The sequence below is a fragment of the candidate division KSB1 bacterium genome, from assembly GCA_016214895.1.
Taxonomy (GTDB): Bacteria; Electryoneota; RPQS01; order RPQS01; family RPQS01; genus JACRMR01.
In genome coordinates, this window is record JACRMR010000002.1 from 140,778 (window position 1) to 154,198 (window position 13,421).

Annotated in this window: 6 protein-coding genes, 1 tRNA gene and 1 pseudogene; 3 read left to right on the plus strand and 5 right to left on the minus strand. The window is 59.2% G+C overall.

The window, feature by feature from the left end:
* Positions 1-54: 54 nt before the first annotated feature.
* A complete protein-coding gene (locus HZB60_00545; protein ID MBI5058250.1) occupies positions 55-2,877 on the plus strand; it encodes a trypsin-like peptidase domain-containing protein in 2,823 nt (940 codons plus the stop codon).
* Between the two features lie 56 nt (positions 2,878-2,933).
* Here HZB60_00545 and HZB60_00550 read toward each other — a convergent pair.
* Positions 2,934-3,711, minus strand: a pseudogene (locus HZB60_00550) (IS5 family transposase).
* A 340-nt stretch (positions 3,712-4,051) separates the two neighbouring features.
* On the opposite strand from HZB60_00550, the gene HZB60_00555 reads away from it, so the two are divergent.
* The gene (locus tag HZB60_00555; GenBank protein ID MBI5058251.1) at positions 4,052-4,564 is read left to right on the plus strand and encodes a site-specific integrase; all 513 of its coding nucleotides are present in this window, start codon (positions 4,052-4,054) and stop codon (positions 4,562-4,564) included.
* A gap of 392 nt (positions 4,565-4,956) precedes the next feature.
* Here HZB60_00555 and HZB60_00560 read toward each other — a convergent pair.
* The 4 genes from HZB60_00560 to HZB60_00575 form a co-directional block, all read right to left on the minus strand.
* Positions 4,957-5,032, minus strand: a tRNA-Glu gene (locus tag HZB60_00560).
* A 65-nt stretch (positions 5,033-5,097) separates the two neighbouring features.
* Complete coding sequence (locus HZB60_00565) at positions 5,098-5,610, minus strand: hypothetical protein (protein MBI5058252.1); 513 nt, start codon at positions 5,608-5,610, stop codon at positions 5,098-5,100.
* A gap of 107 nt (positions 5,611-5,717) precedes the next feature.
* The gene (locus HZB60_00570) at positions 5,718-7,202 is read right to left on the minus strand and encodes an MFS transporter (protein ID MBI5058253.1); all 1,485 of its coding nucleotides are present in this window, start codon (positions 7,200-7,202) and stop codon (positions 5,718-5,720) included.
* Between the two features lie 211 nt (positions 7,203-7,413).
* Positions 7,414-8,961, minus strand: coding sequence for an aminotransferase class V-fold PLP-dependent enzyme (locus HZB60_00575; protein MBI5058254.1), 1,548 nt, complete (start codon positions 8,959-8,961; stop codon positions 7,414-7,416).
* 725 nt (positions 8,962-9,686) lie between these two features.
* Here HZB60_00575 and metH point away from each other — a divergent pair.
* Positions 9,687-13,172, plus strand: a complete 3,486-nt coding sequence (metH, locus tag HZB60_00580; GenBank protein MBI5058255.1) for a methionine synthase — start codon at positions 9,687-9,689, stop codon at positions 13,170-13,172.
* Positions 13,173-13,421 lie beyond the last annotated feature (249 nt).

Below are 13,421 nucleotides of genomic sequence, written 5' to 3' on the forward strand. Positions count from 1 at the left end.
GCGATCAAATTTGAGGCAACTCCCGAAACCAGTTTGTCATCGAGGAACACGATCATGAGCTATGCAAGACTGATGTTCAAGGAACTGTTCATCTGCGGAATCATGCTCTTAGTAGTTGGCACGATCACGACAGCTGCCGGGCTTCCGCATCCCCAATCCGTCCCGCAGATTCAAGACAGCTTGAGTTCGGCCGCGGGGGAGAGCGAGGAGGTGAAGCATGTGGATCTACTTGCGCAATGGCGCGAGTGGTTTCGGCAGCACGAGGCGGAAGCCAAGCCGATCCGCGTGCCTTTGATGCGAGAGAATCTCGGCGGCGAGACGCCCGACAATGAATTGATCTACTATGATCTTCTCACTCGCGAAACTCACACGATCGCTAACGCTTCAATCCCGTCTTTGCCGACCCCATCGATGCCTGGGTTTGCAGGACCAGATTACCCACGCCATGAGCGCGGCGAATCTCCGCTTGATGCATTCAATTACCCCATCGAGATTCAGGATCCTTCGCTCTGGCCCTGGCGGGTGAATTGTAAGATCTATATCTATGCTGAAGGTGGGCCGTACCAAGGTTCCGCGATCCTCATTGACGATCAGCATGTGCTCACCGCCGCACATTGCGTTTGGGATGGCGGTCATGATCAATGGGTGGATCAAATCGAAGTCATCCCCGCCTTCGATGAAGGAGATCGACCTTACGGAGACGCACTCTCCGTCGGCTTCATGACCTACGCGTCTTGGATCAATAATCCCAATTCCGAATGGGATCTCGCTGTCGTTGAACTCGATCGGCCCGTGGGCGCATTGACCGGTTGGTTTCCCACGAACTTCCGAACCGATCCGAATTTCTATTTGACCAACACGTTTCACAATGCGGCCTACGCTGCGCCGCCTCCTTTCGACGGTGTCCGGCTCGCCTATCGCTTCGGCCCCTATGATTCCGTAAGCACCCATGTCCTCTGGGAACTTGATACGACGGCTTTCGGTGGCATGAGTGGCGGCGGTGTGTATCAAATCGAAGGCGGGTATCGGCAGGTCTATGCCGTGGTGTCCGGCGGATACATTGGATATGGGACGTTTTGCCGGATTACCGGCACGAAGCAAACCGATATCACCAACTATATTGTCAGCCACCATCAGGAGGGAGCGGATCTGGGCGCGCTGGACTGTAATGTCAGCCCGGAATCCCTGCCATTAGGAACAACCCCTTCGGTGGTGGACTTCCTGCTTTACAACCACTCGCTCTCGGATACATTCACCGGAAGTGTCGACGCCACCCTCTATCTCTCAACCAATGACTTCATTTCCACCTCCGATCTGGCGCTCGATACTCGCACATTCAGCGTAGATCTTGAGCCTGCAACTTCGGCACGACTGAACTGGACCGATCCGCCACAGATCGCTTGCTACATCTCCCCGGGAACGCGCTGGATCGGCGTTGTACTCGGCCTCACCGATGCCAATTCCTCCAACAACAGCACGAGCGGCCAAGATGCGGCAGAAGTCAGCATCGTCAGCGCCCCTCCGTCGGCAGCCAATGATCCTGCGCCGGAGTCCGGGAATACCGGCGTATTACTCACAACAAATCTGGCGTGGACGGCTGGGACTTGCGCGCAGAGCCATGACGTGTATTTCGGCCATACCAATCCGCCGCCGCTGGTCGGGAATCAGAGCGGTGATGAGTATGATCCGCCCGGCAATCTGTGGTATGCTTCACAATACTACTGGCGGATTGATGAAGTGAACAGCACAGGGACTACACCTGGGCCGTTGTGGACCTTTACGACCGTGTTTCCACCGCTGCCGCCGCAAGCCGCACAACCAGATCCCGCGGATCAAGCAACGGCAGTGCCGGTCAATGTTGTCGTCTCCTGGTCGGCAGGTGCTGGTTATACGGAGACCTTCGACGTCTACTTCGGAACGACCAATCCTCCGCCGCTGGTTCTGACGAATACTCCGATTCAGAGCTACGATCCTCCGGGTGAACTGCCGTTTTTTACATCGCACTTCTGGCGGATTGATTCACGAAACGCCAGCGGTGTCACCCCAGGGACCGTCTGGCGGTTCACGACGTGGAGGGAGCCACCGGAAGCTGCCAGCAACCCGTCCCCTGTGAATGGTGCTTTGGAGGTTCCGGTGACGACGCTGCTATCGTGGACGGTGGGTGCCCGCACCACGTATAACTGGCTCTATCTGGGAACGACGAATCCGCCCCCTTTCGTGTCCACGCCCTACAATCCAAATTATGATCCGATTCTGAACTATGGCACGGCCTACTATTGGCGAATTGACGAAGTCAATAGTGGCGGAACCACGCCCGGTCCACTTTGGACTTTTACCACCGCCGTGTTCGTTGCGCCGCCCGGACTACCCACCAATCCTGATCCCGCTGATGGTGCTACTGGCGTCTCCATTTACACGGGTCTCGCCTTCACGCCCGGCGATGGGGCGTCCTCTCATGAACTGTGGGTCGAGGAAGAAGGGACATTCTATCTCTGGTCTTCCGTAGCTGACCCCGTCATCCCGTGGCCGGGTGTGGGTCCGTTGGAACCGTTTTCAACCTTCAATTGGCGGATCAGAGAAATCAACTCCGCCGGAGGGACTTGGGGACCGATTTGGAGCTTTACAGCCGGTGAGTTCGAACTCGCCGGGGCGCCATCGGAGTTGACCATCAAGATTCACGGATCTGTTGCAATTCTGCATTGGGCGCCGGCCGTTCATGATTGGTCGTACTATGTGCATCACTCAACGGATCCAGGCTTCGTTCCGGGACCGACCAATGTTGTCGCCACGGTGTGGGACACCACCTGGACCGACACAACCGTGTTTTCGACGCCGAGCGAACGGAGGTTCTACGCGATCTCAAATACCTACCCGTAGCATGGCCGAAGGGGTGCTAAAACTCTCGCTCAATGACTTCCTCTCTAGAGCTTATCTTAAAAATGTCGGAGGAGAATCAGGATGCAGGCGAGCTGGAGGAAGCCGAGATAGTTCTCGATCCAGTATTCGTAGCGCACGGGGATTCTGCGGAACTGCGTGAGCCAAGCGAAGAAACGTTCGACCTTCCAGCGGCGTTGGTAGCGGCGGAGCGGGCGACCATCCTGCGAACGTCGATTCCCTGCGCGATTCGGCGCAATCATCTCAATCCCATAGTTGCTCAGCAAGCGTTCGTCTAACGCGTTGCGTCATACGCTTTATCCCCGATCAGACGCTCCGGAACGTTGTCAAGGAAGCGGGCTTCCAGCGATTGCTCGACCAGCGTCACTTCATTCGGCGAAGCACTGGCTGTGCAAAGGGCGATCGGAAGACCAGCGCCATCTGTAATCGCCTTGATCTTTGTCCCCTTGCCCCGACGGGTGGGTCCCACCTGCCGCCCCCTTTTTTCGCCGGAGCAAAAGTTCCGTCGATAAACGACTCGGACAAGTCGAGTCCGCTCCGGTCGCGCAGATCTTCCGCGAGCGTTCGCAGCACCTGCTCGAAGACGCCGCTGCGGCAGTACTCCTGAAACCGCCGATGACACGTTTGGTACGGCGGATACTCGGGGGGCAGGTTGTGCCACGGCGAGCCACTGCGCAACACCAACAAGATGCCGTTCCAGACGTCGCGGGCTGGAAACCGGAGCCGGCCCCGACCATCGATCTTGCGACGCTTAATCCGAGGCTTATCAGCCACGAACAGAGCGATCAACGCCCACTGCTCGTCAGTCAAATCCATGGCGGTAACCTCCTGATAAAAGAGAGGTCACCAAAATACAAAACACCAAACTAACTGTCAACCGTTTTTGAGATGCGCTGTAGCGTTTCGGCGGCTGATCAAGGACATGGGAGATCTGCCACTATGCGAACTTTCTCAGGGCAGGATCGAGGAGTTCAAGGCAGGCAGATTGAAGACAGTTGCACCTGCGACCGTCAATATTGAGATCAAAGTGTTGAATACGGCGCCGAGCCAGGTCCGCGAAGCTGACTGACCGGACACTCCGTCCAAGTACTTCAAACAGATCCGCCGGCACGAACCGGAAGCGCCACAGTGGCTATCGCGGGAGCAGACAGAGCAGTTGCTGGCGGTCTGCAAAGATGATTACCACCGTCTCGCGATGTTCCTGCTTAACACAGGCTGTCGGTGTAATGAAGGGCTGGGGATGACGTGGGATGAGGTTGACCTTGGTCGACGCCAAGTCGTTGTCCGGTCGGCGGTGGGGAAGATGGGAAAGCGACGGACAATCCCGATCAATGACCAACTGGCGGCCGTGTTTCGCAATTGGCCCGGCGATCACACAAGTCGGCTATTCCCCAAGTTCGGACCCAATCAGGTTACTATGGGATTTCGACGGTTGCGTCGAGCCGCTGGCCTACCTGAAGGAATCAGTGTGCACTCGCTTCGCGCGACGTTTGCGCGTCATCTTATCGAACGCGGCGTGGACATCTCCACCGTCAGCCGCCTACTTGGGCACTCGTCCGTCAAAATGACTGAGAAGCACTACCTGGCGCTTGACCCCCAACATGTTCACTCGGCCGTCAATCAGCTGGACTTCACCAGTCCGCCACCAAGGCCGGATCCGACACAGTAAAAGCGGGCTTTCCCATCGAGGAGCCCGCTCAGATTGCTGACAAACCCCGTCATTTCTGGCGGGGTTTGTTTTGCAGGACTTGGTGACAGCTTTTGGCTATCTCATTTCACTCGGTTTGCTCTCAGAAGTTCTCGATTGGCGGGCCGGACACACCATCAAGATCGTGCTCATTTGTACCGAGGGACTTTGTCAACAGCCTGAGCGGGCTTTCCCATCGGGGAGCCCGCTTTTCGTCATGGAGAGGCGCGGTACCTGGCGACACCGTCAGCGGTTGTTTCGCCGACGCTGCGCCACATTGTCAGTCACTTCGACTCTGTGACCCAGATGTGACCCACGTGTGACCCAGCGCGAAAAGAGAGGGTTAGCCGAGATGGCTAACCCTTTGATTTTATTGGTAGCGCGTACGGGATTCGAACCCGTGTTGCCAACGTGAGAGGCTGGAGTCCTAGACCCCTAGACGAACGCGCCAGAAACTACAGACCAATAATTTAGTAATTTCTGGCCTTTAAGTCAACTCACTGACCCCGCGCGATTTAGCCGCCCGCCCGACAGAGACGCAGCGCCAAATTCAGAATTCGGTTCGCCGCTTCGAAATAGCGCAGCGCCATCCGCGGCTCGCCCGCCTCCAGCGCCCGCAGACCATGATTGTATGCCTGTTGCGCGCCGTGAGCCAACCGCAGCAAACGCGGATTGTCGTTGCGCGCCATGCACTCCCGCAGCGCCCGCTGCTGTGCCTGCAAGTGAGCCACAATTCGGCGGAAGTTCACCCGGCCTTCGTCGTCCAGACGAGCGCGATCCACGATGGATGAGGCCGATTCACTGGTGGGCGTCTGGGTCAGGATCGGGTCGTCCGCGGAGACGGGGTCCGGCACCAGGATAGAAAGTGAGGCCAATTCCTGCAGCGCGGCGTCAACCGACTCCGGGCTGTCCTCGCCAATCACGTCGTAGCTCAGCCCGCCGGTCGAGGGATTGTCTTCCTGCTGATTCGAACAGCCCCAGCCGACAAATACCAAGGCTGCCAAGCTGATAACCAAGAACGTCCGCATATCTCCTCCTTGTCGATGCTCTTGCGAAAGCGATTACCGGATAATCTACTGCATCCGGTGCGAAAATGCAATGCAAAACTCCATCCAGAATCACCCTGCTCGCGGTGTTAAGCGTTCATGTCCGACCAGCGCTTCGCCATCCGCGAGAAGATGATCAGAGCGATCACCGCCGCAACACCAATCACGGCAAAGGGAATCCAGACGGCATACTGCGGCGAATAGGTGTCCCACAAGAGCTGAGTCGTTTGCACAGCATCCTTGCCGATCAGCTCTTGCAGCTTGGCGAAAGCTTGCGTCCGCTCCACGCCTAGCACGCTCGACAAGGTGTCAACGTCTCCGTTCCAGGACTTGCCTTCACCGAACGGAGTGTGCTCGAGAATGTACTTCTGAGCCAGTACCGCTTTCTCGCCGAAGTTGCCGTAAAGATATCCGGCGAGTTTTGACCCGACGAAGCCGCCGACACCGACCGGGATGTTCACGTAGCCGAGATAGAGTCCCTTCTTGCCTTCCGGCGCGATCAACCCGAGGTACTCGTTCTTCTTCGGACCGGTGAGCATTTCGCCCGCACTGAAAAAGACCACGCCCAGCAGGAAGACCCAACCGCTGCCGGTAAAGCCCGCGACGAGAATGCCGCAGGTCGCGATCAGCATGCCGATCACCATGGATTCAAGCGTCCGCAAGCGTCGCACGAGCCACGAGACGGGGATCATGCAGATGACGATCAACAATGAATTGAGCGCGAGCATGTTCTGCTGCAGGACCTGCATCCCGCGATCCGTGGCGCGGGACATGAACTCGGGCAAGATGCCGGCCACCCCCGAGCTGTCCACCCAATCGGTGAGAAAATTCGGATGCAGGTCCCAGAGCTGGTACATCATCAGCCAGAAACAGGACATGATGCCCAGCCAGGCGAGCAACCGTGGCTCAAAGATATTCTTGACCGTGCGAATGAAGACGTGGATCGGTCCTTCCGTCTTGTCCGCCTTGGAATCAAAGTCCTTGAACGTGAACAGCATGAAGTAGTTGCAAGCCGTGAACGCGGCTGAGCCGAGAAACACGGCCTTCCAGCCGATCCCGACTTGCAACACCCCGGCGAGGGGATGTGCGATGAACGCGCCGACATTCACGATCCAGTAAAAGATGCCCCAGCCAACGGACGAGTTGGTCTTGTTCAGATTTTGCGCGAGCGAGCCTTGAAGTCCCGGCTTGAAGAATGCGGTTCCGGTGGCAAGAATCAGCACGCCGCCGAAAAAGCCCCAGAACGTGCGCAAGTAGGCCATGGTTACGAATCCAAGAATGTTCATCGTCACGGAAAAGAAGATCGTCTTCTTGTAGCCGTAACGGTCAGCGTAACCGCCGGTGAACATCGGCAGCACCGATTGGAAGACAAACCACCAGGCGAAGATCGTGCCCTTGTCGGCGGCGGTGAAATGCAAGCCGCCGGGATCGTCGGCCTGCATGATGTACACCGCGACCACGCTGCGCACCGTGAAATAGGCGAGACGCTCGAACATCTCGATGATGCAGAGCATCCAGTAGCCTGAGCGAAAGCCGGCCAGCGTGCGGCCCGCGAGAGTTTCAGTTCCGGTCATTGTGGAAGATTCGGAAAATCGGAGAGGTGGATATTCGGAAAGAGTGAAGGCGATTCCGGCGGGGTCTGGAGACCCCGCTCGGGGGGCCGGGGGCCGGAGACCGCGGTCGGGTTGGCGCAGCGGTTCCGGGCGGGTAACGCGCGTGTCAAGATCAGAGGTGCTGTCAGTCTCAGAGCGCTAACCCGCCTCGGCGATGCAGGCTCGCGCGGGCTCAGCCGCGAAACGACCACTCGCCGGTTTGGTCGGAGAGCTCGTACTGCGATTCGTATCGCTTGCCGTTCTTGGAAATATGATCTACGGCTTCGAGCAGCACCTGAAATTCCTCTTCGCTGACGGTGGGGGAGAAGCCGATGCGGACCCAGCCGGGTTTCTCGCCAATGTGGCCTTCGTCGAGACGGCACCGGATTTCGGAAGAGTGTTGCTCGTCGATGTGGAGCAACAAGTGACCATACGGTCCGGCGCACATGCAACCGCCGCGGACCTGAATTCCGTATAGATCGTTAAAGAGCGTGGCCGCGAGATTGTGGTGAAGGCCCTGGAAGATCAAGGAAACCACACCCAGCCGTTTGGATTCGAGATTACCGAGCACGATTAGATTTTCATTGGGCAGCCACTGCCGCAACGCGCGCCGCAGATAATCCTGCTCGATGCGTTCGATCCGCTCGGCGCCGATGGCCGCCTTGAGATCAAAGGCGAGTCCGGCCTGAATCGACTGCAGAATCGGCGGCGTGCCGCCGGTCTCGCGATGCTCGATGGATGCGAGATAACGGTGATCCCACGGCGACGTGTAAAGCACGGTGCCGCCGCCCGGCTCCGCGGGAACACGATTGGTGAAGAGCTTGCGATTGGCGACGAGCAGACCCGGTGTGCGCGGGCCGCCGAGGAATTTGTGCACGGAAAAGAAGATCGCGTCAAAATAGCCGTCCGGATCCGCCAGCGGATGCATGTCAACATCCACGTACGGACCGGCGGCGGCGAAATCAAAGAAGGCCAGCGCGCTATGCTGATGCAGCACGCGGGCCAGGCCGTGGCAGTCATTGAGGATGCCCGTAACATTCGAGGCCGCGCTGAACGTGCCGATCTTCCACGGGTGATCGCGGTAGCGTTCCAGTTTCGCATCGAGGTCGCCGACACTGATGCAGCCGTGCTCGTCAAAATCGATGTACACCGTATCGCCGATGGTCTCGCGCCAGGCGATGTCATTTGAGTGGTGCTCCATCAGGGAGCGGAAGATCACCGGTCGATCCGTGGCGGGAATCCGGTCCGTCCACTGATAGCGCTCGTCAAGCTGATCGGGAACCCGAATGCCGAGCACGCGAATCATGCGGTTGATCGCACCCGTCGAGCCGCTCCCGACCGGAATCAGCACATCGTCCGCCGACGCGTGAAGATAGCCGGCGATGCGGGAGAAGGCGTTGTGATAGTACTCCGTCATCAGCCGCCCGCCGTAGGTGGACTCCGTGTGCGTATTCGCCATGTACGGCAAGACGCGCTCGTTCAGCTCGTCCTCGACATCGAGATGGCAGCGGCCGGAGGCGATGAAATCGAAGTAACGCAATGGACGCGGACCGAACGGTGTGGGGATTTCCACGTTGCTGCCGATTACGCGCTCGCGGATGTATTGCATGAACAGCGCTTCGCGGCGCGAGCTTGAGGTCTGGACAGCGGCGCGCGGAGTGCGGGAACTCACGTTTACCGTGCGCTGACTGGTGGCGAAGGGCGGAGTGAGCGTTTCGGGAACCACAGTGGGGCTTGACATGTTCACCAATCTATCAATGCGCGGACCATTGTCAAGGGCGGGTCACTGACCAAAAACTTTTTGACCAAACGAAATGGGGTAAAGTCAATAAGGAACAAGCAGCAAGCGGCGAATTTGCCCCGTCGCGATGCGGTGATTTGGGGGGCATTCCTTGAGCGTCCCCGGGGTGGGTCAGAAATAGGCATGACAGGATTACTGATGTCAATGGCAATATAATGCTAAAGACGGCCCATGTCAAGAGGAATGTTTATTATTATGCACGCAAACATTGAACATAGAGATATCGAGAGGCGGCGGACGATGTCCCGATTCCGGCCGGATTGCGAAGACTTAACCCGGCTCGGCGGCTAAGGCTGGATTTGTGAATCCCGATTCCGGCCGGGTTGCGAAGACTTAACCCGGCTCGGCGGCCAACGCACATAGGACTATTGAGAGGCAAAGAGGGGAGTATCCTGACCCTCCCTCTATCCGGTTTCGGTGGGGGTCGGCACTTGACCGGACAGACCGGTATTGCCGCGATCTTCCGCCGGGGCACTTGGAGACGCACGGCCGCACGGCGGTTGCACTTGGGAGGCAAAAGCAGTATTTTTATACGTTAGGCCGGGGTGGGGACGCCTCGAAGCAGAGCATCCCCCTTCGTCCTCCGCAGGCGGCGGGGGAGACCCGACTCGCCGGCGATGAATGTTCGTGGGTCTGGACTCGCGAAAGCGATTCAATCAAGAAAGATGACTACTTTCAGTTCTGGAACGGCATTTCCGGCGGGGGAGAGCTTAGCCCGCGAACTACGCGACGATCTCACTCGCCGAATTCTGGTCATGGATGGCGCGACGGGGACCGGCCTCGAAGCATTGCGCCCGACCACGGAGGATTTCGGCGGCGACGCGCTGGTGGGCTGCAACGAGGCGTTGCTCCTGCATGCGCCGCAAATCGTGCGCGCGCTGCACCAGCTCTATCTCGAGGCCGGGGCCGATATTCTGGAAACGAATACGTTCAACGGCTCGACCATTGTGCTCGCGGAATACGGGCTGCAGGATCAGACTTACGAGATTAATCGCTTAGCGGGCGAAAGCGCGCGCGCGGCGGCCGCGAAATTCGCCGCGAACCGGCGCGTGTATGTCGCGGGGTCGATGGGGCCGACGAACAAGGCGATCTCGATTACCGGCGGGATCACGTTTGACGAAATCGTGCGCTCCTACGCGCTGCAGTCCGCGGGATTGCTCGACGGCGGCGCGGACTATTTGCTGCTCGAAACGCAGCAGGATACGATCAACCTGAAGGCCGCGCTGCTGGGTTGCGACGAGGCGATGCGCAAGACCGGGCGGCAGGTGCCGCTGGCGGTGTCGGTGACGATCGAAGCGAACGGTTCGATGCTCGCCGGGCAGAATATCGAAGCGCTGTACTACACGCTCGCCGCGCGTGACCTGCTCTACATCGGCATGAACTGCGCGACCGGTCCGGAGAAGATGACGGATCACTTGCGCACGCTGGCGGGACTCTGCCATCTGCCGACGGCGTGTGTGCCGAATGCGGGACTGCCGAACACAGAAGGCAAGTACGACGAAGGGCCGGAGGTCTTTCACGATCTATTCGAGCGGTTCTGCGCGGAGCAGTTCGTAAATGTGATCGGCGGCTGCTGCGGCACATCGCCCGAGCATATTCGCGCATTGCGGAAGGTCGCCGATCATCATCGGCCGCGGAAACCGCAGGCGAAAGCGACGCGCCGCGCGCTGGCGGGGAGCGAGCCGCTGAAGCTTGACGAGTTCATCCGGCCCGCGTTTGTGGGCGAACGGACCAACGTGATCGGCTCGCGGAAGTTCAAACGGCTGATCGAGGAGGGGAAGTTTGAACTGGCGGCGGAGATCGGCCGCGAACAGGTCGTGCGCGGGGCGCACGTCGTCGATCTGTGCGCCGCGAATCCGGATCGCCATGAATTGTCGGATATGCTCGCGGTGCTGAAACCGCTGCTGCGGAAGGTGCGCGTACCGGTCATGATCGACTCGACCGACGAACACGTCGTCGAGCTCGCGCTGCAGAATATCGGCGGCAAGGCGGCGATCAATTCGATTAATTTCGAGGACGGGGAGCAGCGGCTCGAAAAGGTGTGCCCGATCGCGAGGAAGCACGGCGCGGCGGTCGTGTTCGGACTGATCGACGAAGACAAGCAGGCGGGGATGGCGGTGACGCTGGAGCGCAAGCTGGCGATCGCGGAGCGCGCGATGCACACGTTGACGCAAGTGTGGGGATTCGATCCGGGGGAGATCATCTTCGATCCGCTGGTGTTTCCGTGCGGAACCGGCGATCCGAACTACGTGGGCGCCGCGCGGGCGACGGTCGAGGGAATTCGCGAAATTCGCAAGCGCTTTCCCGAGGCGCTCACGATTTTGGGGATATCCAATGTGAGTTTCGGTCTGCCGCCGGCGGGCCGCGAGGCGCTGAACTCCGTGTTCCTGTATGATTGCACGCTGGCGGGGCTGGACATGGCAATCGTGAACACAGCCGGGATCGAGCGCTATGGAACACTCAGTCCGGAAGCGGTGGCGGTCTGCGAAAACGTGCTCTACAAGGGTGATGCGGAGTCGATCGCGGCGTTTGCGGCGTTTTACCGTGAAGCGAAGACCGCGGTGCGGGCGGATGAGCTGGCGCACCTGCCGGTCGCGGAACGCCTGGCGCGGTGCATCGTGGATGGAACCCGCGACGGCATCGAGCTGATGCTCGACGAGTTGCTGAAGGCACAGTCACCCCTCGAAATCATCAACGGTCCGCTGATGGCCGGGATGAAAGTGGTCGGCGAGTTGTTCGGCGCGAACAAGCTGATCGTGGCCGAAGTGCTGGAGTCCGCCGAAGTGATGAAAGTCGCGGTGGACTACCTCAAGCAGTTTCTGAAGCCGGGTGAACGATCGGCGGCGCGCGGACGCATGCTGCTGGCGACGGTGAAGGGCGACGTGCACGACATCGGCAAGAACCTGGTGGACATGATTCTGTCGAATAATGGCTACGAGGTGGTGAATCTGGGGATCAAGATTCCACCGGACACCTTGATTGAAGCCGTGCACCTCCACAAGCCGGACTTCATCGGGCTGTCCGGACTACTCGTGCGGTCGGCGCAGCAGATGGTGGTGACGGCAGAGGACTTAACGTCGGCGGGGATCGATCTGCCATTGATGGTCGGCGGCGCGGCGCTCACGAGGAATTTCACACTCACCCGCATCGCTCCGGCCTACACCGGGCCGGTGTTCTATGCCAATGAAGCAATGGATGGACTACAGCTCGCCAACCGCTTGACGGACGAGACGCTGCGACCGGGCCTGGAGAGCGAGTGGCGCACGATGGGCGAAAAGGCGATACGCAGTGTGAAGGAATCCGCACCGCAATTGCCGCCGGCGCCGTCGCAGTCGCTCTATGAAGAATGTCCCGTTCCGCCGCCGCCGGATCTTGAATTGCATATTGATCTCGAGATTCCGGCGCGGGAGGTCTTTCCCCTCGTTTCGCGCGCGATGTTGTACGGTAAACATCTCGGCTTGCGGCTGGCGTCTTCCCGACTCGATGATCCGAAGGACAAACAGGCGCAGGAATTGCGGAGACACGTTGAGCGCGTGTTTGAGATGGCCATCGAAGAAAAACTGATTGTACCGCGCGGGACGTGGCGCTGGTTCCCGGTCGCGAGCGAGCAGGAGACGGTGCGCGTATTCGACCCGGGGAGCACGCAGACCCTGGCGACGTGGACGTTCCCGCGCGAGCGCAGCGCACCGTTCCGCTGTGCGGCGGATTGGGTGCGGCCGCGACGGCTTGGCGGCCACGATTATCTCTGCCTGTTCGTGACCACGGCGGGTGACAGCGTGCAGGTGAAGGCGAAAGCGCTCCACGAGCAGGGGGAGCTGCTGTCCTCGCACATTCTGTCGGCATTGGCGATCGAAATGGCGGAGGCGACGGCGGAATGGCTGCATCGGCGGATTCGCGCGGGATGGGGATTCGCCGATCCGCCCGAGTTCACGTGGCAAGACCTGATTCGCACGACATATCGCGGCATCCGGTTGTCGTTCGGCTACCCCGCGTGTCCGAACTTGGAAGATCAAGTTCCGCTGTTCAAGCTGCTGACGCCGGAGCAATCCATCGGAGTGTCCCTGACCGATGAAATGATGATGGTGCCGGAGTCGAGTGTTTCGGCGCTGGTCTTTCATCATCCGAACGGGCAGTATTTCGCGGCGCAATAGGAGAGTGACTTCGGGATCGCGAAAGTCCTGAAAAGAGCGAGGGGCACATGAAGACATGTGCCGCCAATTACATGAGCGGCGAAGGTCATGAAGACATGTGCCGCCAATCACATGAGCGGCGAAAGTCCTGAAGAGTGCGAGGGGCACATGAAGACATGTGCCGCCAATCACATGAGCGGCGAAGGTCATGAAGACATCTGCCGCCAATAACGCCAAGATGCAAACGCGCGGGTCAGGACCCGCGCGCTT

What these genes read in the sequence shown, in the direction of transcription:
- HZB60_00565 (MBI5058252.1), bottom strand. Translation starts at nt 5,610, where the DNA reads ATGCGGACGTTCTTGGTTATCAGCTTGGCAGCCTTGGTATTTGTCGGC.
- HZB60_00545 (MBI5058250.1), top strand. Translation starts at nt 55, where the DNA reads ATGAGCTATGCAAGACTGATGTTCAAGGAACTGTTCATCTGCGGAATC.
- HZB60_00575 (MBI5058254.1), bottom strand. Translation starts at nt 8,961, where the DNA reads ATGTCAAGCCCCACTGTGGTTCCCGAAACGCTCACTCCGCCCTTCGCC.
- HZB60_00570 (MBI5058253.1), bottom strand. Translation starts at nt 7,202, where the DNA reads ATGACCGGAACTGAAACTCTCGCGGGCCGCACGCTGGCCGGCTTTCGC.
- metH (MBI5058255.1), top strand. Translation starts at nt 9,687, where the DNA reads ATGACTACTTTCAGTTCTGGAACGGCATTTCCGGCGGGGGAGAGCTTA.